Below are 25,812 nucleotides of genomic sequence, written 5' to 3' on the forward strand. Positions count from 1 at the left end.
AGCGGCCCAAGCAGCACAACTGCCCGTCTGAAGGGAGCCCGCCGTGGACAACGACGTCGCCGCGGGAAACACCACCTCCATGCTCGGCCAACTCGCACTCGGACTCACTCTGCTGGCCTTCGGGCTCGGCGGCACCGGTGTGATCGACAACGTCGCGGCGTCCGACGCCGCAGCCCTCGCCACCTGGGTCGGCGGGGTCGCGCTCTTCCTCGCCGGTCTGCTCGCCCTGCACGCGGGCAACGGCGGGACCGGCACCGCCCACGCGGCGCTCGGCGCCTTCTGGTTCACCTGGGGGACCGGGGCCGGCGGCGCGTCGGCCGAGGCGTCGGGGCTCTTCCTGCTGCTGTGGGCGATGCTGGCGCTCACGCTGACGATGGCGGCCAAGGGCAGCGGTCTGTTCGGGCAGGGCGTGTACGGGCTGTTGTTCGTGGCGCTGCTGCTGGACGGCATAGGCGCCCTCGCGGGCAACGGCGGCCTCGCCAAGGCGGGCGGCTGGATCGCCGCGGTCGCGGGCCTCGCGGCCTGGTACGGCGCGACGGCGGCGGTGGCCCACTGGCCGATGTCGCTCGGCCGCATGTCGAGGAAGAACGCGACGGCCACGACCTGACGCGGGGCGAGTGAGCCGAAGGGCGCGCCGGGGGAACAGGGCCGAGCACGCGCAGCCCCCGAGGAACGAGGGGCCGAGCACGCGCGGCCCTGGGAGTCCGGCACACAGCGCCCGGAGGTGAACCGAGCCCCCAGAAAAGACGAAGCGGTCCCTGCGTGCAGGGACCGCTTCGTGGTGTCCGGTCGAGCGTCCGGGGACAGGCCGGACTCACCGCTCGACCGTGGTCGAGTCTCCGGGGGACAGGCCCGGAGGGCTACTCGACCGTGACGGACTTGGCCAGGTTGCGCGGCTTGTCGATGTCGCGGCCCATGGCGAGCGCCGTGTGGTAGGCGAGGAGCTGGAGCGGGATGCCCATCAGGATCGGGTCGAGCTCGTCCTCGTTCTTCGGCACGACGATGGTGTGGTCGGCCTTCTCCTGCGGCTGGTGTGCGACGGCGAGAATGCGGCCGCTGCGCGCCTTGATCTCCTCAAGCGCGGCGCGGTTCTTCTCCAGCAGGTCGTCGTCGGGGACGATGGCGACCGTCGGCAGCGCCGGCTCGATCAGCGCGAGCGGGCCGTGCTTCAGCTCGGAGGCCGGGTACGCCTCGGCGTGGATGTACGAGATCTCCTTGAGCTTCAGGGACGCTTCCAGGGCCACCGGGTAACCCCGCACGCGGCCGATGAACATCATCGACTGGGCGCCCGCGTACTGAGCGGCGAGCTCCTTGATCTCGTCCTCGGACTTCAGGATCTCGCTGATCTGCTCGGGCAGCTTGCGCAGGCCCTCGATGATCCGCTTGCCGTCGGTCACCGAGAGGTCCCGGATGCGGCCCAGGTGCAGGGCGAGCAGGGCGAAGGCGACGACGGTGTTGGTGAAGCACTTGGTGGAGACGACGCAGACCTCGGGGCCGGCGTGGACGTACACGCCGCCGTCGGCCTCGCGGGCGATCGCCGAGCCGACGACGTTGACGACGCCGAGGACGCGCGCGCCCTTGCGCTTCAGCTCCTGGACGGCGGCGAGCACGTCGTACGTCTCACCGGACTGGGAGACGGCGATGTAGAGGGTGTCGGGGTCCACGACCGGGTTGCGGTAGCGGAACTCCGAGGCCGGCTCGGCGTCGGCCGGGATGCGGGCCATGGACTCGATCAGGCCCGCGCCGATGAGGCCGGCGTGGTACGAGGTGCCGCAGCCGAGGATCTTGATCCGGCGGATGGTGCGGGCCTCGCGGGCGTCGAGGTTGAGGCCGCCGAGGTGGACGGTGGAGAAGCGGTCGTCGATCCGGCCGCGCAGCACGCGGTCGACCGCGTCGGGCTGCTCGGAGATCTCCTTGTGCATGTACGTGTCGTGGCCGCCCATGTCGTAGGAGGCGGCCTCCCACTCCACGGTCTCCGGGGTGGCGGTGGTCGACGCGCCCGAGGTGGTGTACGTACGGAAGTCGTCGGCCTTGAGGGTGGCCATCTCGCCGTCGTCGAGGGTGACGACCTGGCGGGTGTGGGCGATCAGCGCGGCGACGTCGGAGGCGACGAACATCTCCTTCTCGCCGATGCCGAGGACGACCGGGGAGCCGTTGCGGGCCACCACGATGCGGTCGTTGAAGTCGGCGTGCATGACGGCGATGCCGTACGTGCCGTCGATCACCTTGAGCGCCTCGCGGACCTTCTCCTCCAGGGTGGTGGCCTGGGAGCGGGCGATCAGGTGGGTGATGACCTCGGTGTCGGTCTCGGAGGCGAAGACGACGCCGTCGGCCTCCAGCTTGGCGCGCAGTTCCGAGGCGTTGTCGACGATGCCGTTGTGGACGACGGCGACCTTGTTCTCGGGGTCGAGGTGCGGGTGCGAGTTGATGTCGCTGGGGGCGCCGTGGGTGGCCCAGCGGGTGTGGGCGATGCCGGTGGTGCCGGTGAAGCGCTTGGGGACGCGGGCTTCCAGGTCGCGGACCCGGCCCTTGGCCTTGACCATCTTCAGGCCGCCGGCCTTCGGGCTGGTGATGACGATGCCCGCGGAGTCGTACCCCCGGTACTCCAGCCGCTGGAGTCCTTCGAGCAGCAGCGGGGCGACGTCACGCTTTCCGATGTAACCGACAATTCCGCACATAAAGGTTTAACCCCTCCAAGTCAGTGGGTGTGCTCGGCACTCAGCCGCGGACGACGCTCAGCCGTAGACGATGCGGCGCAGCTGCCGGAGCGAGAGCTCTGGTGGCGCCACCGCGCGGTGCGGCAGTTCGGCCGCGATGCGTTCGAAGATCTCCGCGTTCACGGCTCCACGGGACTGCAGTTCCCGGTGGCGCCGACGGACGAAGTCCTCGGTCGACTCGTCGAAGTACGCCAGCACATCGAGGACCACGCGGGCCGCCTCACCGCGCTGGAGCGCGGTGCTGCGCACCAGATGGTCGATGAGGTCGTCGTGTGACGGGCGGCGTTCGAGCACCCGTGAATACTGAGGGGTACCGGTGGTTCTTTGCAAGAATCCTGCCCGCTATCGGGCAGGGGTCCTCATGGTCGACGCTTTTGCCCCCCGAAATTGGTCTACACCTTGACCGGTGTAGGGGCTCACGGTACGGATGGTGACCGAACGGATACGCATCCCACAGTCGCGAAGCCCGTCGAAAGGGACCATGCCTGTGAAACAGTGCAGAACGTTCCCCCGTGTGCTCGGTGCCGTGCTCCTGGTCGCCGCGGCCGGTATCTCCTCCGTCGGAGCCACCGCACCCGCCGCCGCCCCGGCCCCCGCAGCCGCCCCCCGCCCGCTCGGCCAGATCGTCCCCGCCCCCGCCTCCGTGGCGCCGCGCGGTGCCCCGTACGCCATCACCGCCGCCACCCGCATCCGGGTCGACGAGGACTCCCGCGAGTCCCGTGCCATCGGCGACTACCTCGCCGGCGTCCTTCGCCCCTCCACCGGCCACCCGCTGCCCGTCGTCGACGAGGACAAGGGGCGCGGCGGCATCCTGCTGCGTCTGTCGCCCCGCGACCGGGCCCTCGGTGAGGAGGGGTACCGGCTGACGTCCGGCCCGGGAGGCATCACCCTCACCGCCCAGCGGCCCGCCGGACTCTTCCGCGGCGTCCAGACCCTGCGCCAGCAGCTGCCCGCCGCCGTCGAGGCGGACACGGTGCGGCCGGGACCCTGGACGGTGGCGGGCGGCACCATCACCGACACCCCCCGCTTCGCCTACCGGGGCGCGATGCTCGACGTCTCCCGGCACTTCTTCACCGTCGACGAGGTCAAGCGCTATATCGACCAGCTCGCCCTCTACAAGATCAACAAGCTGCATCTGCACCTCTCCGACGACCAGGGCTGGCGCATCGCCATCGACTCCTGGCCCCGGCTCGCCACCTACGGCGGCTCCACCGAGGTCGGCGGCGGCCCCGGCGGCCACTACACCAAGGACGACTACAAGGAGATCGTCCGCTACGCCGCCTCCCGCTACCAGGAGGTCGTCCCCGAGATCGACATGCCGGGACACACCAACGCGGCCCTCGCCTCGTACGCCGAGCTGAACTGCGACGGCGTCGCGCCGCCGCTCTACACCGGCACCGCCGTCGGCTTCAGCTCGCTGTGCGTGCCGAAGCCGGTCACGTACGACTTCGTGGACGACGTGATCCGCGAACTGGCCGCGCTGACCCCCGGGAAGTACCTCCACATCGGCGGCGACGAGGCGCACTCCACCACCCACGAGGACTACGTCGCCTTCATGGACCGGGTGCAGCCGGTCGTGGCGAAGTACGGCAAGACCGTCATCGGCTGGCACCAGCTGACCGGGGCCCGGCCGGCCGAGGGCGCGCTCGCCCAGTACTGGGGCCTCGACCGCTCGTCGGGGGCCGAGAAGGAGCAGGTCGCGGCGGCCGCGCGGGCCGGGACCAAGGTGATCCTCTCGCCCGCCGACCGGGCCTATCTCGACATGAAGTACACCAAGGACACCAAACTCGGCCTCTCCTGGGCCGGCTACGTCGAGGTCCAGCGGTCCTACGACTGGAACCCGGCCACCCTCCTGCCCGGCCTGCCCGAGTCGGGCATCGCGGGCGTCGAGGCGCCGCTGTGGACGGAGACGGTCTCCGAGAGCGCCCACATCGACCACATGGCGTTCCCGCGCCTGCCGGGCATCGCCGAACTGGGCTGGTCGCCTGCGGCCTCCCACGACTGGGCGGCGTACCGGGAGCGGCTGGCGCAGCAGGGGCCGAGGTTCGAGGCGCTCGGCATCGGCTTCTACCGCTCGCCGCAGGTTCCGTGGCGGTAGGCGGTAGGGGGTAGCCGGAGATCAGCCGGGTGGCGCGCTCTGCGTGCGCGGCCGGGCGGCGGCCCCGAGACTGACGGCATGTCCGTGCCGCAAGGGGAGCCGTCCCGGCCGTCACCCGAGCCCGCGCAGTCGCCCGAGCCACACCCGGCGCCACCGCCCGAACCCGCGCCACCACCCGCGTCCCCGGCGTCGGCGCCACCGCCGCCGACGGGGACGTTCTTCGACAAGGCGGCGTACGTGGTGGCGCCGGGCACCGCCGCCATCGGGCTGCTGTACTACTTCGGCAGCGTGTACACCGACGCCTATTACGCCGGCTTCGGCGTCCCCTCCGCCGACCTGCAGCTCTCCGTCCAGGCCTACCTGGCCAAGAGCCCGGACGCGGTCTTCGGCCCGGTGTGGTTCCTGCTGGTCTGCGGACTGTCCGTGCTGCTGGTGCTCGGCCGGATCGGCCATGTCCTGGCCCGCCCAGGGAAGGAGCGCCGGCGCCGCACGGTGAGCCGGTGGCTCCTCGCCGTCGGCATCCTCATGGTGCTGCTGGGATTTCCGCTCTTCTTCGGAGGGCTTCCCGTCCCTCTCCCCGCGAGCTGGTGGGTGACCCCGATCGTCCCGTCGCTCGTGGCGGCGCTGGGCGCCACCCTGGCGTTCTTCTCCGTGCAGCAGCGTCTTCAGCGGAGCGCGGACGACCCGGCCGGGGGCGACGGAACCGCCGACCGGATGTGGTCCGCGGGTGGCGCCCTGCTGATCGGGCTGCTGGCCCTGAGCCTGTTCTTCGGCACGACCCGGTACGTGGCGATGCAGGGGCAGACCCATGCCTGGGACGAGATCCAAGGGGGGTACCAGGAGAGCCTGCCGGTGGTGGTCTATTCGCGTATCCCGATCGTCCACAACGCGAAGGCCATCGCATACCGGGACATGGGTACCGGCAAGGGCCCGTACCAGCACCGGTACGTCGGATTCCACCTGCTCGTGAAGTCGCCGTCCCGCTTCTATCTGGTCTCCTACGCCTCACGGAACAGGGACTATCTGACGGTCGTGCTGCCCGACGACGACACCGTGCGCGTGGAGCTGACCTCGCCCGCCGCTACGGGATGATGTCGCCCTCGGTCCCGGGGTCCGTCGGCGGGGTGTCGGTCGGCGGGATATAGGTCGGATCGGTGGTCGGATCGGTGGTGGGATCGGTCGTCGTCGGCGTCGGGGTGTCGGTCGTCGGTGACACGGTTTCCGTGGGGCCGTTCTCGACCGCCTCCCCCGAGTAGGGCACGGTCATCGCTTCGCCCTCTCCGGTCGGGATGGTCACCACTCCGGAGTAGGACCCCGCCACGAACGACGTGTGACCGATGGTCATCTCACACGCCTGCCCAGCGGGCAGCGGATCGGGGCAGTTGCCGCGCCCCGCCAGCGTCTGCCCCTGGCCGGGGTCGTCGGGCTGCGGCTGCGGATCCTTCAGGGGGACGGCCTTGTCGGTATCGTTCACGACCCTCATCTTCCCGCCCACCCGCTGGTTCACCTTGGCCGTCGGCACGCGGACCGGGGCCGCCTGGCCGCCTCCGCCCTTCCCCGGGAAGATGGTCCCCAGGGTCTCGCCCTGTCCCGTCTCCGTCGGAGAGGCCGCGGTCTCCGTTCCGTCCCCCTGCTCCGTGCCGCCGCCGCCTCCGCCCCCGCAGGCGGCCGCCCCGGCGAGGGCCACGGTCACCGCCGTTCCGACGAGGACACGGGTGATTCGAGGCATCACGGCGTCAGCACCTCCGCTACCGGCCGGCGGGTCCGGCCCGGGGCCAACCTGGCACAACTACCGGACGTAGTGGACGCGATTGACTCGGTGACACAGCGTGATCGCCTGAATGGAGGGGGGACGTACGGCGAGGGCCCGGGCGGAGGACCGTAAACTCCGCCCGGGCCCTCGCCGGCCTCAGTGGGCGAACCGCGCGATCGGGTTCACCAGGTCGCCGACGAGCTGGAGCGCCGCCGACGGGTCCGCCAGGTCCACCATCTGCTTGTTGTTGCGCAACTGGAGCCGGTTGAGCGCCGACAGCGCGAACGTCTCCGCGAACATGTCGTACTGCGCGAACTTGTCCGCGAGCTCCGGCTTCGACTCCTGGTAGCCGCGCACGCACTCCGCGACCGTCCGCCAGAACGCGTCCTCGTCGAGCACGCCCTCCGCCGCCAGCGTCGCCCCGAGGAAGCGGAAGAAGCAGTCGAAGACATCCGTGAAGATCGACAGCAGCTTCATGTCCTCCGGGACCTCGGCCCGGATCCGCTCCACGGCGGGCGGCAGGACCGCGTCCGGGTCCATGACGCAGATCTCCTCGGCGATGTCCTTGAACACCGCCCGGACGACCGCGCCCCGCTCGTCGAGAACGAGGATCACGTTCTCGCCGTGCGGCATGTACACCAGGTCGTAGGCGTAGAAGCAGTGCAGCAGCGGCAGCAGGTACGCGTTCAGATAGCCGCGCAGCCACTCCGTCGGGGCCAGGCCCGAGTCCTTGATCAGCGCGCCCGCGAACGAGGCGCCGTCGTGGTCGACATGGAGCAGCGAGGCCATGGTGGCGAGCCGCTCGCCGGGCGCCAGGGACGGCACCGGCGACTCGCGCCAGAGCGCGGCGAGCATCTTGCGGTAGGGCGAGTAGCGGTCGGTGGCGGCCTCGTACTCCAGGTGCCGGTAGCCGATCGCGGCCCGCTCCCGGATGATCGAGAACCGGGCGGCCTTCAGCACCGGGTCGGACTCGATGAGACCGTGCAGCCAGTCGTTGATCGCCGGGGTGGCCTCCATGTACGCCGCCGAGAGCCCGCGCATGAAGCCCATGTTGATGACGGACAGCGCCGTCTTCACATAGTGCTTGGCCGGGTCGGAGGTGTTGAAGAAGGTACGGATCGACTGCTGCGCCAGATAGGCGTCGTCGCCCTCGCCCAGGTACACCAGCCGCTCCTGGGCGACCTCGGCGGCGAAGGTGACGGACAGCTTGTTCCACCACTGCCAGGGGTGGGCCGGCATCAGCAGGTAGTCGGCCAGGTCCAGGCCCCGCTCGGCGAGGATCGCGGCGAAGCAGTCGACCGCCTTGTCGCCCAGCTCGGCGCGGATGAAGGTCTCGTACTCCAGGCCCGCGCCCGCCGTGAAGGTGGTGCGGTCGCGGCGCGCCGCCAGCCAGATCAGGTGGAGGGGCGACGCGGCCTCGGGGGCGTATGCGTGGTACTCGTCCACGCCGAAACCGAGCCGGCCGTTGTTGGCGACGAAGCAGGGGTGGCCTTCGGTCATCCCGGTCTCGATGGCCTGGAAGTCCGCGCGCGCCAGCTCGGCGGCGGGGACGCGCGGCTTGGTCGCCTTGTACGCCGTACCGGCCAGGGTGGAGGAGATCTCCTCCAGGTAGACCGGCAGGATCTCGTCGCTCAGGCCCAGCGAGCCGCGCAGCTCGGTGATGAACCGCAGCGCGTCGAGGGGGAGTTGCTCGTCGCCGCGGTGGCAGCTGATCGAGTCGGGATAGACCTGCCAGTGGTCGAGCGCGAACCGGTCGGCCGTGAAGCGGTACTCGATCGTGCCGTCGTCGCTGAGGACCTTGTAACGGCTCTCGCCCAGCTCCCGCGGGTCGAGCAGCCGCTCGTGGATGAACTCGGCGAGGCCCTTGCGGATCAGCGCGCGGTTGGCGTCGGCCCAGCGGGCGGGCGTGAGGTGGGAGACCGGACTCGTCATGCCGTCGCCGCCTCGAACTGGGCGCGGGTGCAGAAGCTGAGCAGCGCGTTCTTCTCCGGCTTGGCGATCTCCCGCTCGGGGGCGAAGCCGACGGCCGCGTTGAGCGCGTGGACGGCGGTGTTGCGGACGTCCGGCTCGACGACGACCCGGGCGGTCGCCGGGTCGGCGAACAGCTCGCGCATCACGGCGGTGAGCACGGCGCGGGTGAAGCCGTGCACGGGGGTGTCGCTCGGTGCGACCAGGAAGTGCATGCCGACGTCGCCCGGCTGGGCGTCGTACAGGCCGACCAGTTCGACCTTCGAGGGGTCGTACCGCTCCATGAGGAAGGCGGGCTCGCCGTCGTGGAGACCGAGGAAGGCGTCGTGGTGCTCGGCCGCGGCGATCGCCATGTACTCGCGCTCGACGTCCTGGAGCTTCGCGTCCTGCATCAGCCAGAAGGCGGCCTTGGGGTGGGTGACCCAGGGGTGGATCAGCTCGGCGTCGGCGAGCGGGTCGAGGGGCCGGAAGGCGAAGGTGCCTATGCCGGCGGCGGGGAGGGTGGTGCTCATACCGCGAACTCCTGGAAAGCGATGGTCTTCTCGACGGGGTAGTAGTCGGAGCCCAGCATGGCTCCGATGATGTAGGCGTTGCGGTACGCCCCCATGCCGAGGTCGGGCGAGGTGATGGAGTGCGTGTGCACACCGGCGTTCTGCAGGAAGACGCCGCGGCCCGTCGTGTCGATCGAGTAGTTGCGGGCCACGTCGAAGCGGCCCTGGCCGTCCCACTTGAGGCGGTCGCGGACCGGCTCCAGGAAGGCGGGGACGGCGTACTTGTAGCCGGTGGCGAGGATCAGGCCCTCGGTCTCCACCGTGAAGTCCTTCTCCTGCTCCTCCTGGTGGAAGCCGAGCGTGTACGTGCCGCTCGTGTCGTCGTACGCGGCGGAGTGCAGCGCGGAGTTGGTGAGCAGCCGGGTGGGGACCGGGCCCGCCAGGTTCTTCTGGTAGAGCAGGTCGAAGATGGCGTCGATCAGCTCGCCGTCGATGCCCTTGAACAGGCCCTTCTGCTGGGCCTCCAGGCGGTAGCGGGTCTGCTCGGGCAGCGCGTGGAAGTAGTCCACGTACTCCGGCGAGGTCATCTCCAGGGTGAGCTTGGTGTACTCCAGCGGGAAGAAGCGCGGGGAGCGGGTCACCCAGTTGAGCCGGTAGCCGTGTACGTCGATCTCGGCGAGGAGGTCGTAGTAGATCTCCGCCGCGCTCTGGCCGCTGCCGACCAGGGTGATCGACTTCTTCTTCTGGAGCGCCTCCTTGTTCGGGAGGTAGCGCGAGTTGTGGATCAGGTCGCCGCCGAGGCCCTGGCAGGGCTCGGGCAGGTGCGGCGGGGTGCCGGTGCCGAGCACGATCCGGCGGGCGCGGAACGTTTCTCCGGCCTCGGTCGCGACGACGTACTCCTCGCTCACCTCGTCGTACGAGACGGAGCTGACGGTCGTCGAGAAGCGGATGCTGCTCAGTTTGGCGGCGGCCCAGCGGCAGTAGTCGTTGTACTCCGTCCGCAGCGGATAGAAGTTCTCGCGGATGTAGAAGGAGTAGAGCCGGCCCTTCTCCTTCAGATAGTTGAGGAAGGAGTACGGCGAGGTCGGGTCGGCCATGGTGACGAGGTCCGACATGAACGGCGTCTGGAGGTGGGCGCCTTCGAGGAACATGCCCGAGTGCCATTCGAAGTCGGGCTTGGACTCCAGGAAGAGACCGTTCAGATGGTCGATCGGCTCGGTCAGGCAGGCCAGGCCGAGGTTGAACGGACCGAGCCCGATGCCGATGAAATCAAGAGGCTGCGTGGACAAGGTTCTCTCCCAGGTACTGCTCGGCGTGGCCGGCTATCAGATCGAGGACGGCGGCGATGTCGGCCACGGTCGTCTCGGGGTTGAGCAAGGTGAACTTCAGGTACTGGCGGCCGTCGACCTTGGTCCCGGCGACGACGGCCTCGCCGGAGGCGAAGAGCGCCTTGCGGGCGTAGAGGTTGGCCCGGTCGATCTCCGCGGGGGAGGTGACGGCCTCGGGGATGTAGCGGTAGACGAGGGTGGAGAGCTGCGGCTGGACGACCACGTCGTAGCGGGGGTCCGCGGCGAGCAGCTCGAAGCCGGCCGCGGCCAGGTCGCAGACCTCGTCGAAGAGCTCGCCGACCCCGTCGGCGCCCATCACGCGCAGCGTCATCCACAGCTTGAGCGCGTCGAAGCGGCGGGTGGTCTGCAGCGACTTGTCGACCTGGTTGGGGATCTTCCCCCACAGTCCTTCGGACGCGGGAGGTGCCCCCATGTCTCCGGTCTGACGCGGGTTGAGGTAGTCCGCGTGGTAGGTCGCGTGGCGCAGGGTTGCGCCGTCGCGGACCAGGACGGCGGAGGAGCTCACCGGCTGGAAGAAGGACTTGTGGTAGTCGACGGTGACCGAGTCGGCCCGCTCGATGCCGTCCAGGAGGTGGCGGCGGGTGTGGGAGGCGAGAAGTCCGCAGCCGTAGGCCGCGTCCACATGCATCCAGGCGCCGTACTCGGCGGCCATGGTGGCGATCTCGGACAGCGGGTCGATGGAGCCGAAGTCGGTGGTGCCGGCGGTGGCGACGATCGCCATCGGGACCAGGCCCTCGGCGCGGCAGGCCTCCAGCTCGGCGGCGAGGACGACGGACTGCATGCGCTTGGTCCGGTCGACCGGGATGGAGATGACGGCGTCGGCGCCGAGGCCGAGGAGGGTGGCCGACTTCTGGACACTGAAGTGGCTGCACTCGGAGGAGAAGATACGGAGCTTCGCCAGGTCCCGCGTCTTGGCCTCCTCGCGGGCCAGCAGCAGCGCCTGGAGGTTGGACTGCGTACCGCCGCTGGTGAACACGCCGTCGGCGGCCGGTCCGAGGCCGATCCGGCCGGTGGTCCAGTCGATGAGCTTGCGCTCGATCAGGGTGCCGCCGGCGCTCTGGTCCCAGGTGTCCAGCGAGGAGTTGACCGCCGAGAGGACGGCCTCGCCGAGGACGGCGGGGATGACGACCGGGCAGTTGAGGTGGCCCAGGTAGCGCGGGTGGTGGAAGTAGACGGCGTCGCGGAGGTAGACGCTCTCCAGCTCGTCGAGGGCGGCGGAGGAGTCGCCGAGCGGCTGGTCGAGGTCGACGGCGTCGATGACCGGGGCGAGCTCGGCGGGCGTGACGCCGGTGAACGGCTGTCGGGTCGTGGCGAGTTTCTCCGCCACCCGCTCGACTCCTTCGATGACGGAGCGCCGATAGCTCTCCGCCGTGGCGTCGTTGAGCAGGTGCGAGCGCATGGGGATGGTCCTCCGGACGGAAGAGGGGGCGAGGGGGTGATGCGAAAGTAAGGTTAGCCTAACCTAACTTCGCATCGCAACGACCCTCGCCCCCCAGGGGACTCAGTGGTGACGTACGACTACGAGTCGTCCTCCGGCGTCTCGCGCAGCGCGTCCTCGGACAGGCCCTTGCGCCAGTAGCCGACGAACGTGATCCGACGGCGATCCAGTTGACGCTCGTTCACGAAATGACGGCGCAGCGCCTTCACGGAACCCGACTCGCCCGCGATCCAGACGTACGGAGCGTCACCGGGCAGCTCGGCGTCGCGCACCGCGTCCACGGCCGACGGCGCGCCCTCCTCCCGGACCAGCCAGGTCACGGTCGCGTCGGCCTCCGTCGCCAGCTCCAGCCGGTCACCCGAGCAGGGGACTTCGAGATACACCTGCGCCCGCGTCTCGGCCGGCAGCCACTCCAGGACGGCGGACGCGGCCGGCAGGGCCGTCTCGTCCGCCCAGATCAGTACGGAGTCGGCATCGTCCGGCAGGCGGAAGCGGACGCCCGTGTTGTCGGCGACCGCCGGTCCCAGCACCACGACCTTGTCGCCCGGCTCGGCCTGCTGCGCCCAGCGGCAGGCCGGGCCGCCGTCCTCGTGCAGCGCGAAGTCGATGTCGACCTCGTCGGGCGCCGTGCGCTGCTCGCGGACGGTGTACGAACGCATCACCGCGCGCTCGTCGTCGGGCATCGCCCGCCAGGCGCCGAGGACGGCGTACAGGTCCGGGTCGTCCAGCGGGGGCAGGACGGGCTCCGGCTGCCCGGGGTGCGGCAGGAAGAGGGAGAGCGACTGGTCGCGGCCCCCGGAGGCGAAGGCCTTCAGGTCCTCCCCGGTGAAGGTGATCCGGACCAGGGACGGGCCGAGCCGCCTCGTCCGGTCGACCTGGAGGGAGAAGAACTGGAACGGGGCGGTCTCGGCGGTCGTCATCGGGTCAGGCCACCTTCTTCGCGTTCTCCAGGGCCTTGGCCAGGTCCTCGAGGAGCGGGGCGCACTTGGCGTAGGAGTAGATGGGCTCGGTCACGCGCGGGATGACCTGGCCGGCCTTGACGGCGGGGAGCGCGGCCCAGGTCGGCTTGGCCTTCAGGGCCTCGGGCTGCAGGGCCGAGGTGCGGTTGTCGAGCATGATGATGTCGGCCTGGTACTTGTCGACGTTCTCCCAGCTCAGGCCCTCGAACCAGCCGCCCTGGTCGAGCTTGGTGGGGACGACGATGTTGACGCCCAGCTCCTTGAAGTACAGCGTGTCGGTCGGGCGGACCGGGGTGGAGACGTAGAACAGGTCGGGCGAGCCGGAGCCGATCAGGACCTTGATGTCCTTCTTGCCCTTGGCGGCCTTGCGCACCCGCTCGGCGGCGGCCTCGAAGCGGGCCTTGTCGTCGAGGATCTTCTTGGTCTTGACGTCGGCGCCCAGCGAGGCGGCGAGGTCGGCGTGGCGCTGGAGCACCTGCGGCATCGAGTGGTCGGCGGCCCACAGTGCGACGCTCGGGGCGACCTTGAGGATCTTGTCCTTCTGCTCGGCCGGAACGTACCAGAGGTCGTTCTTCTCCCACATGTCCGTGATGAGGAGCTCGGGGTTGAGCTTGAGGTATTCCTCGATCTTGAACTCGCCCCAGACGTTGCCGATGATCTTGACCTTCTTGATGTCGAGATCGCCGGCCTGGACGTCGGGCTTGTCCTCGTTCGTCTTGGGGTCCTTGACCGTGGTCGGACCGAAGACGCCCGCGACCTCGATGCCGAAGTCGAGGAGGGCGGCGGCGGTTCCGGTGAAGGCGACGATGTTCTTCGGCGTGGAGGCGGACTTGGCGACCTGGCCGCGGTCGTCCTTGAACTCCCAGGAGCCGGACTTCTCGGCGGCACCGGTGCCGGTCTTGGACTCGCCGCCGCAGGCGGCGATCGCGGCACCGAGCCCGAGGACGCCGCCCGCGGCGAGGAGGCCGCGACGGGTGAGATGAGTGGCTCGGGCGTTGCTGGGCATGGCGAAGTCGCTTTCGGTACGTGCCGGGGTCGGCCTGGGCTGAGCAATTCGAGGGTAGGTTAGCCTAACCTCACGTGGATCAGTAGGGCCGGTATCGAGGCGGTACGTCACATGCCGGTGGCATAGGCGGGGGGCTACGGGTCCTGGTGGCGGCGGTCGTGTGCGGCGCGTTCGTGAACGGGAGGGCGGGGCGCCTGGATTGACCGGGGCCGGGAATTCCTGGTCGGCCGCCCTCTGTCCGAGTGTGAAAAGGCGCCCGGCGGAGGGCGCCATACTCGGAGCGAGGGCGGCCGACCCAGAAGCTCACACGCCTGGCCCGCCCCGGTCGCCCCTCCCCGGGCAACTCAGCCCGACAGTCCCAACTCCCGTGCGATCAGCATCCGCTGCACCTCGCTCGTGCCCTCGCCGATCTCCAGGATCTTGGAGTCGCGCCACATCCGGGCCACCGGATACTCGTTCATGAAGCCGTAGCCGCCGTGGATCTGGGTCGCCTCGCGGGCGTTGTCCACGGCCACCGTCGACGAGTACAGCTTCGCCAGCGCGGCCTCCTTCTTGAACGGCTCGCCGAGCACCAGCCGGGACGCCGCGTCCCGCCAGCCGACCCGGGCCATATGAGCCCGCATCTCCATGTCCGCGATCTTGAACTGGATGGCCTGGTTGTCACCGATCGGGCGCCCGAACGCCTGGCGCTCCTTGGCGTACTTCACCGACTCGTCGACACAGCCCTGCGCGAGACCGGTCGCCAGCGCCGAGATCGCGATCCGGCCCTCGTCGAGGATGCGGAGGAACTGCGCGTACCCCCGGCCCTCCTCGCCCAGCAGGTTCGCCGCCGGGACCCGTACGTCGTCGAAGGAGAGCTCGCGGGTGTCCGAGGCGTTCCAGCCCACCTTGGAGTAGGGGGCGGCGACCGTGAAGCCGGGGGTGCCGGAGGGCACGATGATCGAGGAGATCAGCGGTCGGCCGTCCGGCTTGCGGCCGGTGACGGCGGTGACGGTGACCAGACCCGTGATGTCCGTACCGGAGTTGGTGATGAAGCACTTCGAACCGTTGATGACCCACTCGCCCGTGGACTCGTCGCGCACGGCCGTCGTCCGGGTCCCGCCCGCGTCCGAGCCGGCGCCCGGCTCGGTCAGCCCGAACGCGCCCAGGATCTCCCCGGAGCACATCCGGGGCAGCCACTCCTGCTTCTGCTCCTCGGTGCCGAAGCGGTAGACCGGCATCGCCCCGAGCGAGACGCCCGCCTCCAGGGTGATGGCCACCGAGGAGTCGACCCGGGCCAGCTCCTCCAGGGCGATGCCGAGCGCGAGGTAGTCGCCGCCCATGCCGCCGTACTCCTCCGGGAAGGGCAGGCCGAACAGGCCCATGCGCCCCATCTCGCGGACGATCTCGTACGGGAACTCGTGGCGCTCGTAGTAGTCGCCGATCTTGGGGGCGATGACGTCGTGGGCGAACTCCTCGACGGTGCGGCGGAGTTCCTCGTGCTCTTCGGAGAGCCGGTGGTCGAGGGACATGGCTAGGACTCCTTGTGAGAGTTCGCCGCGAGCGCGCGGACGGTACGGGAAGGGCTCGGTCGGCCCAGCTGTTCGGCCATCCACACGCTGGTGGCGGTGAGGGCGGCCAGATCGACCCCGGTCTCGATGCCGAGGCCGTCGAGCATCCACACGAGGTCCTCGGTGGCGAGGTTGCCGGTGGCGCTCTTGGCGTACGGGCAGCCGCCGAGGCCGCCGGCGGAGGCGTCGACGGTCGTGACGCCGTGCCGGAGCGCGGCGAGGGTGTTGGAGAGGGCCTGGCCGTAGGTGTCGTGGAAGTGCACGGCGAGGCGGGAGGTGGGGACGCCGGCCTCGTTCAGCGCCGTGAGCAGCGCCTCGACGTGCCCGGGGGTGGCGACGCCGATGGTGTCGCCGAGGCTCAGCTCGTCGCAGCCCATCTCGGCCAGGGCCTTGGTGACCCGGACGACCTGGTCGACCGGGACCGGGCCCTCCCACGGGTCGCCGAAGCACATCGAGAGATAGCCGCGCACCTTCAGGCCCTGCTCTATGGCCCGGGTGACGGTCGGCGCGAACATGGCGAGGGCCTCGTCGACCGTCCGGTTGAGGTTGGCCTTGGCGAAGGACTCGGTGGCGGAGGCGAAGACGGCGATCTCGCGGGCGCCGAGGGAGAGGGCGCGGTCGAGGCCGCGCTCGTTGGGCACGAGGACGGGCAGCCGGGCGGGGACGCCCTGGAGGAGCGGGAACAGCTGCTCGGCGTCGGCGAGTTGGGGCACCCACTTGGGGTGGACGAAGCTGGTGGCCTCGACGGTCGTCAGACCAGCGTCGGCGAGCCGCCGGACGAACTCGGCCTTCACGGCGGTCGGGACGACCGTCTGCTCGTTCTGCAGCCCGTCGCGGGGCCCGACCTCGTGGATCCGGACGCGGGCGGGGAGCCCGGGGGCGGGCACCTTCATGGGCAGGCCCGTGGTCATGATTCCTCCCTGGGGGTCACCACGGCGAGGACCTGGTCCATGGCGACGGTGGTGCCGGGCGTGACGTCCAGCTCGGTGACGGTGCCGGCATGCGGGGCGGAGATGACGTGCTCCATCTTCATCGCCTCGACGACGAGCAGGCTCTGACCGGCCTCCACCTCGTCCCCGACGGCCACCTTCACGACGGTGACGGTTCCCGGCATGGGCGCGGCGAGGGTGTCGGCGCCCCCGTGCCGGGCGCCGGACAGGGCGGCGGCGACAGGGTCGTGATCCTGTACGTGCCAGGAGTCGCCGTCCCTGCCGAGCCAGATGCCCTCCGGGGAGGGGGCGAGCCGGAAGCGGTGCGTGAGCCCGTCGAGGTGCACGGTGACCGTGTCGGCCGTGACGCTCGCCCCGGCGGGCGCCTGCGCGGTGACGGGTTCGAGTCCCGCCACGCGCAGCGGGAAGTCCAGGGGGGCCGGGCGGCCGCCGAGGCGCCATCCGTTCGGTACGGAGAACGGGTCGGTCCAGCCGGCCGAGGGGGCCGGGGCCAGCCGGGCGAGCCGTACGGCGGCCGCCGCCGCGTAGACCTCGTCCGGTACGGACTTCGGGACCAGGCTGTCCGCCTCGCGCTCCACCAGACCCGTGTCCAGGTCACCGCTCACCACCGACGGATGTGCGAGCAACCGGCGCAGGAAGCCCGCGTTCGTCGGAACGCCCAGGGTGACCGTCTCCGCGAGCGCGGCCCGGAGCTTGCGCAGCGCCGTCGGGCGGTCCGCGGCGTGGACGATGACCTTCGAGAGCATCGGGTCGTACAGGCTGCCGACCTCCGTGCCCTCGCTCAGGCCCGAGTCCGTCCGCACGCCGTCGCCCTGCGGCTCGCGCAGCGACAGGACCGTGCCGCCCGACGGCAGGAAGCCGCGGGAGGGGTCCTCGGCGCAGATCCGGGCCTCGATCGCGTGACCGGTCAGCGTGATGTCCGACTGGGCGAACGACAGCTCCTCGCCCGCCGCCACCCGCAGCTGCCACTCGACCAGGTCGATCCCGGTGATCAGCTCGGTCACCGGGTGCTCGACCTGGAGACGGGTGTTCATCTCCATGAAGTAGTACGAGGAGGGGTCCACGCCCGGGACGATGAACTCCACCGTGCCCGCGCCGACATAGCCGCAGGAGCGGGCCGCCTCCACGGCCGCCGCGCCCATCTCCGCGCGGATCTCGGGCGTCAGCAGGACGCTCGGCGCCTCCTCGATGATCTTCTGGTGGCGCCGCTGGAGCGAGCACTCGCGCTCACCGAGGTGCACGACGTTCCCGTGCGCGTCCGCGAGCACCTGGATCTCGATGTGGCGGGGCCGGTCGATCCACCGCTCCACCAGCAGCGTGTCGTCACCGAACGACGACCGGGCCTCGCGCCGCGCCGCCGCGATCTCCTCCGTCAGCGTCGACAGATCGCGCACCAGGCGCATGCCCTTGCCGCCGCCGCCCGCCGAGGGCTTCAGCAGTACGGGCGCGCCCAGCTCCCGGGCGGCGGCCTCCAGTTCGGGGTCGGCGGCGCCCGGCACGACCGGGACGCCCGCGGCCTTCACGGTCTCCTTCGCCCGGATCTTGTCGCCCATCAGCGAGATCGCCGGGGCCGGCGGCCCGATGAAGACGAGACCGGCCTCCGCGCACGCCTGGGCGAACCCGGCGTTCTCCGCCAGGAATCCGTACCCCGGGTGGACCGCCTGGGCCCCGGTCCGCCGTGCGGCCTCCAGGAGCGCCGGGATCGAGAGATAGGACTCCGAGGCGGGCGGCGGACCGATCCGTACCGCCGTGTCGGCCTCCCGTACATGACGGGCCTCCGCGTCCGCGTCGCTGTACACGGCGACCGAGCGCACGCCCATCGCCCGCAGCGTACGGATGACGCGGACCGCGATCTCGCCGCGGTTGGCGACCAGAACTGTGTCGAACATGGTCATCTGTCACTCACATCCGGAAGACGCCGAAGGCGGGTTCGGTCAGAGGGGCGTTGGCGCAGGCGGTGAGCGCGAGGCCGACCACCTGCCGGGTCTCCATCGGGTCGATGACCCCGTCGTCCCACAGCCGGGCCGTCGCGTAGTAGGCGTTGCCCTGGGTCTCGTACTGCTCGCGGATCGGGGCCTTGAAGGCGTCCTCGTCCTCCGCGCTCCAGTCGTCGCCGAGCTGGTCGCGCTTGACCGTGGCGAGCACGGACGCGGCCTGCTCGCCGCCCATGACGGAGATCTTGGCGTTGGGCCACATCCACAGGAACCGGGGGGAGTAGGCCCGGCCGCACATGGAGTAGTTGCCCGCGCCGTACGAGCCGCCGACGACGACGGTCAGCTTCGGCACGCGCGTGCACGCCACCGCCGTCACCATCTTGGCGCCGTGCTTGGCGATACCGCCCGCCTCGTAGTCCCGGCCCACCATGAAGCCCGAGATGTTCTGCAGGAACAGCAGCGGGATGCCGCGCTGGTCGCACAGCTCGATGAAGTGGGCGCCCTTCTGGGCGGACTCGGAGAACAGGATGCCGTTGTTGGCGACGATCCCGACCGGGTGGCCGTGGATCCGGGCGAACCCGGTGACCAGCGTCTGCCCGTACTCCGCCTTGAACTCCTGGAAGCGCGAGCCGTCCACGACCCGCGCGATGATCTCGCGGGCGTCGTAGGGGGTGCGGGAGTCCACCGGCACCGCGCCGTAGAGCCCCGCCGGGTCGACCTTCGGCTCCTCGACCGGCTCGACCGACCACGGCAGCGGGCCGCGCTCAGGGAGCGTGGCGACGATGTTGCGGACGATACGGAGCGCGTGGGCGTCGTCCTCGGCGAGATGGTCGGTGACCCCGGACGTACGGGAGTGGACCTCGCCGCCGCCGAGCTCCTCGGCCGTCACGACCTCGCCCGTCGCGGCCTTCACCAGCGGCGGTCCGCCCAGGAAGATCGTGCCCTGCTTCCGTACGATCACGGCCTCATCGCTCATCGCCGGGACGTAGGCGCCGCCGGCCGTGCACGAGCCGAGGACCGCCGCGATCTGCGGGATGCCGGCGCCGGACATCCGGGCCTGGTTGTAGAAGATCCGGCCGAAGTGCTCCCGGTCGGGGAAGACCTCGTCCTGCAGCGGCAGGAAGGCGCCGCCCGAGTCCACGAGGTAGAGGCAGGGGAGACGATTCTCCAGCGCCACCTCCTGGGCCCGCAGGTGCTTCTTCACGGTCATGGGGTAGTACGTGCCGCCCTTGACCGTCGCGTCGTTGGCGACGATCACGCACTCGCGGCCGGAGACCCGTCCGATGCCCGCGATGACCCCGGCGGCCGGTGCCTGGTCGCCGTACATGCCGTTCGCGGCGAGGGGGGCGAGCTCCAGGAAGGGCGAGCCGGGGTCCAGAAGCGCGTCCACCCGGTCCCGGGGCAGCAGTTTGCCGCGCGCGGTGTGCCGGGCGCGTGCCTTCTCTCCACCGCCGAGAGCGGCCTCGGCGAGCTTGGCGCGCAGGGTCGCGGCCAGCTCGTGATGGGCTGCCTCGTTGGCCTGCCAGGCCGGCGAGGCGGGGTCCGCCGCGCTCGTCAGCACAGGTGCCTGCTGCATCGACTGAGCTCCCTTGCTCGGTTAATGAGCGTTAACGTATATCGCTCAGGTTAACGACCGCTAACCGCGTTGTCTAGAATCGATCGCATGACCACGACCGCCAGGACCGACGCCCCGACGCGACGCGAGCAGATCCTCAAGGAGGCTGCCCGCCTCTTCGCCGAGCGCGGCTTCCACGGCGTGGGCGTCGACGAGATAGGAGCGGCCGTCGGAATCAGCGGCCCCGGGCTCTACCGGCACTTCGCGGGCAAGGACGCGATGCTCGCGGAGCTCCTCGTCGGGATCAGCGAGCGGCTGCTGACCGGCGGCAAACGCTGCGCCATGGAGCGGGAAAAGGACTCGGCCCCGCCCGAGGCGCTGCTCGACGCGCTCATCGAGGGCCATATCGACTTCGCGCTCGACGACCGTCCGCTCATCACCCTCCACGACCGTGAGCTGGACCGCCTCCGGGAGAGCGACCGGAAGCTGGTGCGTCAGCTGCAGCGGCAGTACGTCGAGCTGTGGGTGGAGGCCGTCCGCGAGACGTACCCCGCCCTCGTCGAGGCGGACGCGCGAGCCGCCGTGCACGCGGTCTTCGGCCTGCTGAACTCGACCCCTCACCTCACCCCCGCGGGCTCACTCCCGGGCCGCACCGCGACGGCCGAGCTCCTCCACCGCCTGGCGCGGGGCGCTTTCGCGGCGGCGGCCGACGGGGTGTGACGGGGGTCTGACGGGACGGTGCCGGAGCACATGCGTGTGTCCGGCCGGGGGCTCATGCTGGAGGCATGAGTGACGACGTACGGAGGCCGGTCGTCGTCCTGGGAGTCGTGCCCGGCGACCCACCGTTCCGTCCGGTCCAGGCCGGCGGGGAGACACTGGGCGTGGCCCACGACATGATGGACGTGATCAGGCTGGCGCGTCAGGTCGGCTGGAAGCACGTCGATCTCGATGACCCCGCGCAAGTGAGATGGGTCGGCGGCGGCAAGTACAAGTGGCGCTTGTGAGGGCCTGTGGGGCGGCGCCGCCGACCGTCCGGCGTTCGAGACGGACGGACCCCGGCGGCACATGACGGCACAATGGGGGCCATGCCGATACTCAGCCGCCCCGCCCTCGTCGAGCACCTCGTCCGTACCCGGATCGCGGGAGACGTCGCCACCCCGCGTGACAACAACCTCTCCCACTACCGCAAGCTCGCCAACGGCGACCGGCACTACTGGCTCGGCCTGGAGCTCGGAGACCGGTGGACCGACGAGCAGGACGTGCTCGCCGTGATGGCCGAGCGGTGCGGCGTGAACGACGATCCCGCCCACCGGGCCGGGCAGGACACCATCGACCCCGAGCTGACCGTCGACGGCCTCGACCGGATGGCCGCCCGCCTGCGCAAGGCGGCCGCGGGCAAGGAGCGGGTGCTGTTCGCGACGGGCCACCCGGGCGCGCTGATCGACGTCCACAGCCGGGTGGCGGCGGGGCTGCGGGCGGCGGGCTGCGAGATCGTACGGATCCCCGGCGGGCTCACGGCGGACGAGGGGTACGTCGTGCAGTTCGCCGACGTCGCCGTCTTCGAGCGGGGCGCGACCCTGTGGCACACGCACTCGCCGGAGCCCATGAACGCGGTCCTCGACGGCCTGGAGCTCATGGGCGAGCCGCGACCGGACCTCGTGGTCGCCGACCACGGCTGGGCCGGCCGGGCGGCCCAGCGCGGCATCGACTCCATCGGCTACGCGGACTGCAACGACCCGGCGCTCTTCATCGGCGAGGCGGAGGGCACCATGCAGGTCACGATCCCCCTGGACGACCACGTCGTCGACCCCCGCTACTACGAGCCGCTCACCGACTACCTGCTCGACGCGTCCGGGCTGCTCTGACGCTCACCGGGCGGACCCGGCATCCGTCCATACGATCGAGAGCCCCTCGGTCGGGGGGCTTTCCCATCTGCCTCAGCCGCGCGGGACGCGGACGACACCCTCCTGGATGACGGAGATCGCCAGCTTCCCGTCCTGGGTGTAGATCCGGGCCTGGCCCAGGCCCCGCCCGCCCGAGGCGGACGGCGACTCCTGGTCGTACAGCAGCCATTCGTCGGCGCGGAACGGCCGGTGGAACCACATCGCGTGGTCCAGGGACGCGCCGACGACGTCGCCGACCGCCCAGCCGCCCCGCCCGTGGGCGAGGAGCACCGAGTCGAGCAGCGTCATGTCGGAGACGTACGTCGCCAGGCAGACGTGCAGCAGCGGGTCGTCGGCCAGCTTGCCGTTCGTACGGAACCACACCTGCGAGCGCGGTGCGCGCGGCTCCCCGACGCTGCCCCAGGGGGGTGTGTCGACGTACCGCAGGTCCACCGCCGCCCGCGCCTCGATCAGCCGCCGGGCCACGTCCTCCGGCAGGTGCCGGGGCAGCATCTCGGCGGCCGTCGGCAGGGTCTCCGGATCCGGGGCGGCCGGCATGTCGTCCTGGTGCTCCAGCCCCTCCTCGTACGTCTGGAAGGACGCGGAGAGGTGGAAGATCGGCTGCCCGTGCTGGACGGCGACGACCCGGCGGGTGGTGAAGGAGCGGCCGTCCCGGATCCGGTCGACCTGGTACACGATCGGCGCGCCCGGGTCCCCGGCACGCAGGAAGTACGCGTGCAGGGAATGGGCGAGCCGGTCACCGGGGACCGTCCGGCCCGCCGCCACCAGCGCCTGGGCGGCCACCTGGCCGCCGAAGACGCGGGGAACGAGGGCCGAACGGGACTGCCCACGGAAGAAGTTCTGCTCGATCTGCTCCAGGTCGAGCAGATCGAGCAGGTCGTCGAGCGCTTCGGGCACCTGGACTACAGGCCCATCGACTTGGCGATGATCGACTTCATGATCTCGCTGGTACCGCCGTAGATGCGGTTCACGCGGTTGTCGGCGTACAGGCGGGCGATCGGGTACTCGTTCATGTAGCCGTAGCCGCCGTGCAGCTGGAGGCAGCGGTCGATCACGCGGTGCGCGACCTCGGTGCAGAACAGCTTGGCGGAGGCGGCCTCGGCGGGCGTGAGCTCGCCGGCGTCCAGGGCCTCCAGGGCGCGGTCGGCGACGGCCTCGGCGGCGTCCACCTCGGCCTGGCAGGCGGCCAGTTCGAACTTGGTGTTCTGGAAGTGCGCGACCGGCTTGCCGAAGACGGTGCGCTCCTGCACGTACTGCTGCGCGAACCGGACGGCGGCCTTGGCCTGCGCGTACGCGCCGAAGGCGATGCCCCAGCGCTCGGAGGCGAGGTTGTGGCCGAGGTAGTAGAAGCCCTTGTTCTCCTCGCCGAGCAGGTCCTCGACGGGCACCTTGACGTCGACGAACGCCAGCTCGGCGGTGTCGGAGGTGCGCAGGCCGAGCTTGTCCAGCTTGCGGCCGATGGAGTAACCCTCGGACGTGGTGTCCACGGCGAAGAGCGAGATGCCGTGGCGGCGGTCCTCGGCCGTCGGGGCGGACGTACGGGCGCAGACGATCACGCGGTCGGCGTGCACACCGCCGGTGATGAAGGTCTTGGCGCCGTTGAGGACGTAGTGCGTGCCGTCCTCGGAGAGCTTGGCGGTGGTCTTCATGCCCGCGACGTCGGAGCCGGTGCCCGGCTCGGTCATCGCGAGGGCCCACATCTCCTCGCCGGAGACGAACTTCGGGAGGTAACGCTTCTTCTGCTCGTCGGTGGCGAGCATCTTGAGGTACGGCAGGGCGAGCAGCACGTGCACGCCGGAGCCGCCGAACTGCACGCCCGCGCGGGCGGTCTCCTCGTAGAGGACGGCCTCGAACTTGTGCGTGTCCAGGCCCGCGCCGCCGAACTCCTCGGGGACGTTGATGCCGAAGATGCCCAGCTCACCGAGCTTGTAGTAGAACTCGCGCGGCGCCTGGCCCGCGGCGAACCACTCGTCGTAGACGGGGACGACCTCGGCCTCGATGAAGGCGCGGATGGTCTCCCGGAACGCCTCGTGGTCCTCGTTGAATACGGTACGGCGCACGAGCCGCCTCCTTCGGAGTCCTGTCCTGAGTGACTGACGCAGCATGCCTAAGCGCTTGCTCAGTCAAGTTACCCATCGGTTCGCGCCGCTGTCCAGATCTGGGACCCCAGGGTTGTCCACATCACTTCGGCTCACGCCTCGGGCACCTCGCCGGGGACCCAGCGGAGGCCGACGGAGTCGTACTCCCACGCCGGGCGGCCCCGCAGACCGCTCGTCCGGAAGGGTGCGCCGTCCTCGTCCCCGATCCGGACCGTGCCCCGGCGCCCCTCCGAGCTCCACTCCAGCTCCAGGTACCAGCGGCAGTCGCACCCCGCCGCCCCCGCCGAGACCAGCAGCTCCTCCGGCTCGGCGGCGCTGACCGCGTACGGGAAGGAGATGGCCGGGAGCGTCCGGCCCTCCTGTCCGGAGGCGTCGTACCCGTCCAGCGCCCGCGCCACCGGCCGCGGCCGGTCCAGGTCCACCTCGAAACGGCGCGGCGTCACCGCCCCGCCGCACCCGCCGCCCATCCGGTACGCCGGCCACGGCAGCGGCGCGCCCCGCTCCACCACCCGCACGTGCAGCGCCTGGAGTACCACCGCCGCCGCGCCCTTCCCCTGCACCGACACCCGCACCAGCGTCTCCCCGCCGTCCACGGCCCCCTGCGCCGCCGCCCAGCTCCGCGCGTCGGCCGACCCCGGCGGGGGAGGGGGTGTCCGCTCCACGAGGTAGGTGTGGCCGCACCCGTCCTCATAGATGTGCGAGGCGACCGTCCACGTCAGCGGCGCCGGTGGTTCGGCGGCCCGCTCCCGGGTCTTCCCGGGCAGGAGTACGGCTCCGAGCGTCATCGTCCCCACGACCGCCAGCGTCCCGCCGACCAAGCCCAACCACCCCCACCGGCGCCTCCGCCGCTCGGACGGGAGGCCCGGCACGCGCGCGTGCACGGGTTCCAGCTCGGGCTCGGGTTCGGGCTCGGACGCAGGCTCCGGCTCCGGCGTCGGCTTCGGCGTCGGCGTCGGCGTCGGCTTCGGTTCCGGGCCGGGCACGGGCTCCGCGTCGGGCTCCGGCACCGGAGGGCGACGGGTGCGGTCCGCGCGGCTCCAGGCCACCTCCAGGGCCCCCCGCTCCTCCTCGTCCGCCCCGCACAGCAGGGCCAACCGGTCGACCACGGCGAACTCCTCCGGGACGGTCGCGCCCGAGCAGTAGCGGTGGAGGGTGGACGCGCTGACGCTCAGGCGCCGGCCCAGCGCCTCGTAACTGCGCCCGTCCCGCGCCTTCAGCGCGCGCACGAGCCGCGCGAACTCCTCCACGGCGGCGTCCTTCGGCATTCCATCCCCCTCGACCCTGCGTCCCATGCTTCACGTCCTTGCACGTCAACAGGGGTGGAATGGTTCCGGGACGGATGGTGGGCGCGTGATCGTTGCAGGCGGCGGGCGCCGGCCCCACGCTGGTTGAGCACTGACCGAACGAATGACCCGACGGGGGATCCACCACCATGAACAAGCTCCGTACCGCACTCGCCACCGCCGCCGCTGCCGCACTGGGCCTCGCGGCCCTCGCCACGGCCCCGGCGCAGGCAGCCGCCCAGCCCGCCTTCCTCGCCGCCTCCCAGATGCCGCCGTCGTCGACGCCGTGGACCGCCACCCAGGTCTTCACCGGCGTCCCGGAGAACGGCGGCGCCCTCTGCGCCCCGTACAAGATCCCGGCGCAGAACACCCGCTACCGCGAGTTCACCACCGAGCTCGAGACCAACGGCGTCCAGATCACCACCGTCGCCCGCACCGAGGCCGACGCCGTGAAGCTGGTCGACACCCTCCGCAAGGCCCTCGCCGGCTGCGGGCCCCTGCTGGAGCAGCAGAACCCGGGCCTGGACGCCGTCAGCGCCTCCCACGGCAAGCTCGCCGTCGAGGAGGGCGCCTGGGTCTACAGCCTGGACACCGCCGACCCGCAGATCGGCATCACCGACATCCACCTCTTCTCCGTCGGCCGCGACGGCCGCACCGTCACCCTCGTCCGCTGGGGACAGATGGGCGACCTGAAGGACGCGCCCCTGCGGGACTTCAAGAACACCACCCGTACCGCCGTGAACAAGCTCTGGTGAGCC

The 25,812-nt window shown here is 70.9% G+C and carries 23 protein-coding genes; 7 read left to right on the forward strand and 16 right to left on the reverse strand.

The window, feature by feature from the left end; genetic code table 11:
• The first annotated feature begins 43 nt into the window (after positions 1 to 43).
• Positions 44 to 607, forward strand: coding sequence for a GPR1/FUN34/YaaH family transporter (locus tag ACIRB4_RS25515; protein ID WP_403294488.1), 564 nt, complete (start codon positions 44 to 46; stop codon positions 605 to 607).
• A 253-nt stretch (positions 608 to 860) separates the two neighbouring features.
• On the opposite strand, the gene glmS is transcribed toward ACIRB4_RS25515, so the two are convergent.
• Positions 861 to 2,678, reverse strand: a complete 1,818-nt coding sequence (gene glmS, locus ACIRB4_RS25520; protein ID WP_403294489.1) for a glutamine--fructose-6-phosphate transaminase (isomerizing) — start codon at positions 2,676 to 2,678, stop codon at positions 861 to 863.
• Between the two features lie 57 nt (positions 2,679 to 2,735).
• On the reverse strand, positions 2,736 to 3,011 hold the full coding sequence (locus ACIRB4_RS25525) for a hypothetical protein (RefSeq protein ID WP_356894081.1): 276 nt from the start codon (positions 3,009 to 3,011) through the stop codon (positions 2,736 to 2,738).
• 187 nt (positions 3,012 to 3,198) lie between these two features.
• Between ACIRB4_RS25525 and ACIRB4_RS25530 the strand changes: the two genes are divergently transcribed.
• Entirely contained in the window at positions 3,199 to 4,815 is a 1,617-nt protein-coding gene (locus ACIRB4_RS25530) for a beta-N-acetylhexosaminidase (protein WP_403294490.1), read from the forward strand.
• 78 nt (positions 4,816 to 4,893) lie between these two features.
• Complete coding sequence (locus tag ACIRB4_RS25535) at positions 4,894 to 5,907, forward strand: hypothetical protein (protein ID WP_403294491.1); 1,014 nt, start codon at positions 4,894 to 4,896, stop codon at positions 5,905 to 5,907.
• Here ACIRB4_RS25535 and ACIRB4_RS25540 read toward each other — a convergent pair.
• The 11 genes from ACIRB4_RS25540 to ACIRB4_RS25590 all read right to left on the reverse strand — a co-directional run bounded on the left by ACIRB4_RS25540 (position 5,897) and on the right by ACIRB4_RS25590 (position 19,789).
• Positions 5,897 to 6,544: a hypothetical protein gene (locus ACIRB4_RS25540; protein WP_403294492.1), complete on the reverse strand. Its 648-nt coding sequence runs from the start codon at positions 6,542 to 6,544 to the stop codon at positions 5,897 to 5,899. The genes ACIRB4_RS25535 and ACIRB4_RS25540 overlap by 11 nt on opposite strands.
• 180 nt (positions 6,545 to 6,724) lie before the next feature.
• Positions 6,725 to 8,500: an IucA/IucC family protein gene (locus ACIRB4_RS25545; RefSeq protein WP_403294493.1), complete on the reverse strand. Its 1,776-nt coding sequence runs from the start codon at positions 8,498 to 8,500 to the stop codon at positions 6,725 to 6,727.
• Positions 8,497 to 9,048, reverse strand: a complete 552-nt coding sequence (locus ACIRB4_RS25550; protein ID WP_403294494.1) for a GNAT family N-acetyltransferase — start codon at positions 9,046 to 9,048, stop codon at positions 8,497 to 8,499. The genes ACIRB4_RS25545 and ACIRB4_RS25550 overlap by 4 nt, the downstream gene beginning before the upstream one ends.
• Complete coding sequence (locus ACIRB4_RS25555; protein WP_403294495.1) at positions 9,045 to 10,316, reverse strand: lysine N(6)-hydroxylase/L-ornithine N(5)-oxygenase family protein; 1,272 nt, start codon at positions 10,314 to 10,316, stop codon at positions 9,045 to 9,047. Before ACIRB4_RS25555 ends, ACIRB4_RS25550 begins: the two co-directional genes overlap by 4 nt.
• Positions 10,297 to 11,775, reverse strand: coding sequence for a pyridoxal phosphate-dependent decarboxylase family protein (locus ACIRB4_RS25560; protein WP_403294496.1), 1,479 nt, complete (start codon positions 11,773 to 11,775; stop codon positions 10,297 to 10,299). The genes ACIRB4_RS25555 and ACIRB4_RS25560 overlap by 20 nt, the downstream gene beginning before the upstream one ends.
• A gap of 119 nt (positions 11,776 to 11,894) precedes the next feature.
• Positions 11,895 to 12,734, reverse strand: a complete 840-nt coding sequence (locus ACIRB4_RS25565; RefSeq protein ID WP_403294497.1) for a siderophore-interacting protein — start codon at positions 12,732 to 12,734, stop codon at positions 11,895 to 11,897.
• A gap of 4 nt (positions 12,735 to 12,738) precedes the next feature.
• Positions 12,739 to 13,779 carry an ABC transporter substrate-binding protein gene (locus ACIRB4_RS25570; RefSeq protein WP_403294498.1) on the reverse strand — a complete coding sequence of 347 codons (1,041 nt, stop codon included), beginning with the start codon at positions 13,777 to 13,779 and terminating at the stop codon, positions 12,739 to 12,741.
• 344 nt (positions 13,780 to 14,123) lie between these two features.
• Positions 14,124 to 15,290: an acyl-CoA dehydrogenase family protein gene (locus ACIRB4_RS25575; protein ID WP_403294499.1), complete on the reverse strand. Its 1,167-nt coding sequence runs from the start codon at positions 15,288 to 15,290 to the stop codon at positions 14,124 to 14,126.
• 2 nt (positions 15,291 to 15,292) lie between these two features.
• Positions 15,293 to 16,240, reverse strand: a complete 948-nt coding sequence (locus ACIRB4_RS25580; protein WP_403294500.1) for a hydroxymethylglutaryl-CoA lyase — start codon at positions 16,238 to 16,240, stop codon at positions 15,293 to 15,295.
• Positions 16,237 to 18,174 carry a biotin carboxylase N-terminal domain-containing protein gene (locus ACIRB4_RS25585; RefSeq protein ID WP_403294501.1) on the reverse strand — a complete coding sequence of 646 codons (1,938 nt, stop codon included), beginning with the start codon at positions 18,172 to 18,174 and terminating at the stop codon, positions 16,237 to 16,239. Before ACIRB4_RS25585 ends, ACIRB4_RS25580 begins: the two co-directional genes overlap by 4 nt.
• Before the next feature lie 7 nt (positions 18,175 to 18,181).
• Positions 18,182 to 19,789 carry a carboxyl transferase domain-containing protein gene (locus tag ACIRB4_RS25590; RefSeq protein WP_403294502.1) on the reverse strand — a complete coding sequence of 536 codons (1,608 nt, stop codon included), beginning with the start codon at positions 19,787 to 19,789 and terminating at the stop codon, positions 18,182 to 18,184.
• A gap of 87 nt (positions 19,790 to 19,876) precedes the next feature.
• Between ACIRB4_RS25590 and ACIRB4_RS25595 the strand changes: the two genes are divergently transcribed.
• The 3 genes from ACIRB4_RS25595 (at position 19,877) to ACIRB4_RS25605 (ending at position 21,633) form a co-directional block, all read left to right on the forward strand.
• Positions 19,877 to 20,488 carry a TetR/AcrR family transcriptional regulator gene (locus ACIRB4_RS25595; RefSeq protein ID WP_403294503.1) on the forward strand — a complete coding sequence of 204 codons (612 nt, stop codon included), beginning with the start codon at positions 19,877 to 19,879 and terminating at the stop codon, positions 20,486 to 20,488.
• Between the two features lie 65 nt (positions 20,489 to 20,553).
• Positions 20,554 to 20,772 carry a hypothetical protein gene (locus tag ACIRB4_RS25600; RefSeq protein WP_403294504.1) on the forward strand — a complete coding sequence of 73 codons (219 nt, stop codon included), beginning with the start codon at positions 20,554 to 20,556 and terminating at the stop codon, positions 20,770 to 20,772.
• 81 nt (positions 20,773 to 20,853) lie between these two features.
• Entirely contained in the window at positions 20,854 to 21,633 is a 780-nt protein-coding gene (locus ACIRB4_RS25605) for a phosphatase (RefSeq protein ID WP_403294505.1), read from the forward strand.
• 72 nt (positions 21,634 to 21,705) lie between these two features.
• On the opposite strand, the gene tesB is transcribed toward ACIRB4_RS25605, so the two are convergent.
• The 3 genes from tesB to ACIRB4_RS25620 form a co-directional block, all read right to left on the reverse strand.
• Positions 21,706 to 22,569, reverse strand: a complete 864-nt coding sequence (tesB, locus tag ACIRB4_RS25610; RefSeq protein ID WP_403294506.1) for an acyl-CoA thioesterase II — start codon at positions 22,567 to 22,569, stop codon at positions 21,706 to 21,708.
• 5 nt (positions 22,570 to 22,574) lie between these two features.
• Complete coding sequence (locus tag ACIRB4_RS25615) at positions 22,575 to 23,732, reverse strand: acyl-CoA dehydrogenase family protein (protein WP_403294507.1); 1,158 nt, start codon at positions 23,730 to 23,732, stop codon at positions 22,575 to 22,577.
• A 131-nt stretch (positions 23,733 to 23,863) separates the two neighbouring features.
• Positions 23,864 to 25,063 carry a helix-turn-helix domain-containing protein gene (locus tag ACIRB4_RS25620; RefSeq protein WP_403294508.1) on the reverse strand — a complete coding sequence of 400 codons (1,200 nt, stop codon included), beginning with the start codon at positions 25,061 to 25,063 and terminating at the stop codon, positions 23,864 to 23,866.
• A gap of 140 nt (positions 25,064 to 25,203) precedes the next feature.
• Here ACIRB4_RS25620 and ACIRB4_RS25625 point away from each other — a divergent pair, with 140 nt between their 5' ends.
• A complete protein-coding gene (locus tag ACIRB4_RS25625) occupies positions 25,204 to 25,809 on the forward strand; it encodes a hypothetical protein (RefSeq protein ID WP_403294509.1) in 606 nt (201 codons plus the stop codon).
• Positions 25,810 to 25,812 lie beyond the last annotated feature (3 nt).

Origin of the sequence: Streptomyces sp. NPDC093600, assembly GCF_044764755.1 — a bacterium.
Lineage (GTDB): Bacteria > Actinomycetota > Actinomycetes > Streptomycetales > Streptomycetaceae > Streptomyces.

Bases quoted from the DNA above. Each gene is read 5' to 3' on its own strand.
- ACIRB4_RS25570 (WP_403294498.1), bottom strand. From the start codon at position 13,779: ATGCCCAGCAACGCCCGAGCCACTCATCTCACCCGTCGCGGCCTCCTC.
- ACIRB4_RS25595 (WP_403294503.1), top strand. From the start codon at position 19,877: ATGACCACGACCGCCAGGACCGACGCCCCGACGCGACGCGAGCAGATC.
- ACIRB4_RS25590 (WP_403294502.1), bottom strand. From the start codon at position 19,789: ATGCAGCAGGCACCTGTGCTGACGAGCGCGGCGGACCCCGCCTCGCCG.
- ACIRB4_RS25580 (WP_403294500.1), bottom strand. From the start codon at position 16,240: ATGACCACGGGCCTGCCCATGAAGGTGCCCGCCCCCGGGCTCCCCGCC.
- ACIRB4_RS25600 (WP_403294504.1), top strand. From the start codon at position 20,554: ATGAGTGACGACGTACGGAGGCCGGTCGTCGTCCTGGGAGTCGTGCCC.
- ACIRB4_RS25605 (WP_403294505.1), top strand. From the start codon at position 20,854: ATGCCGATACTCAGCCGCCCCGCCCTCGTCGAGCACCTCGTCCGTACC.
- ACIRB4_RS25625 (WP_403294509.1), top strand. From the start codon at position 25,204: ATGAACAAGCTCCGTACCGCACTCGCCACCGCCGCCGCTGCCGCACTG.
- ACIRB4_RS25585 (WP_403294501.1), bottom strand. From the start codon at position 18,174: ATGACCATGTTCGACACAGTTCTGGTCGCCAACCGCGGCGAGATCGCG.
- glmS (WP_403294489.1), bottom strand. From the start codon at position 2,678: ATGTGCGGAATTGTCGGTTACATCGGAAAGCGTGACGTCGCCCCGCTG.
- ACIRB4_RS25550 (WP_403294494.1), bottom strand. From the start codon at position 9,048: ATGAGCACCACCCTCCCCGCCGCCGGCATAGGCACCTTCGCCTTCCGG.
- ACIRB4_RS25530 (WP_403294490.1), top strand. From the start codon at position 3,199: ATGCCTGTGAAACAGTGCAGAACGTTCCCCCGTGTGCTCGGTGCCGTG.
- ACIRB4_RS25540 (WP_403294492.1), bottom strand. From the start codon at position 6,544: ATGCCTCGAATCACCCGTGTCCTCGTCGGAACGGCGGTGACCGTGGCC.
- ACIRB4_RS25575 (WP_403294499.1), bottom strand. From the start codon at position 15,290: ATGTCCCTCGACCACCGGCTCTCCGAAGAGCACGAGGAACTCCGCCGC.
- ACIRB4_RS25545 (WP_403294493.1), bottom strand. From the start codon at position 8,500: ATGACGAGTCCGGTCTCCCACCTCACGCCCGCCCGCTGGGCCGACGCC.
- ACIRB4_RS25565 (WP_403294497.1), bottom strand. From the start codon at position 12,734: ATGACGACCGCCGAGACCGCCCCGTTCCAGTTCTTCTCCCTCCAGGTC.
- ACIRB4_RS25560 (WP_403294496.1), bottom strand. From the start codon at position 11,775: ATGCGCTCGCACCTGCTCAACGACGCCACGGCGGAGAGCTATCGGCGC.
- ACIRB4_RS25620 (WP_403294508.1), bottom strand. From the start codon at position 25,063: ATGGGACGCAGGGTCGAGGGGGATGGAATGCCGAAGGACGCCGCCGTG.
- ACIRB4_RS25535 (WP_403294491.1), top strand. From the start codon at position 4,894: ATGTCCGTGCCGCAAGGGGAGCCGTCCCGGCCGTCACCCGAGCCCGCG.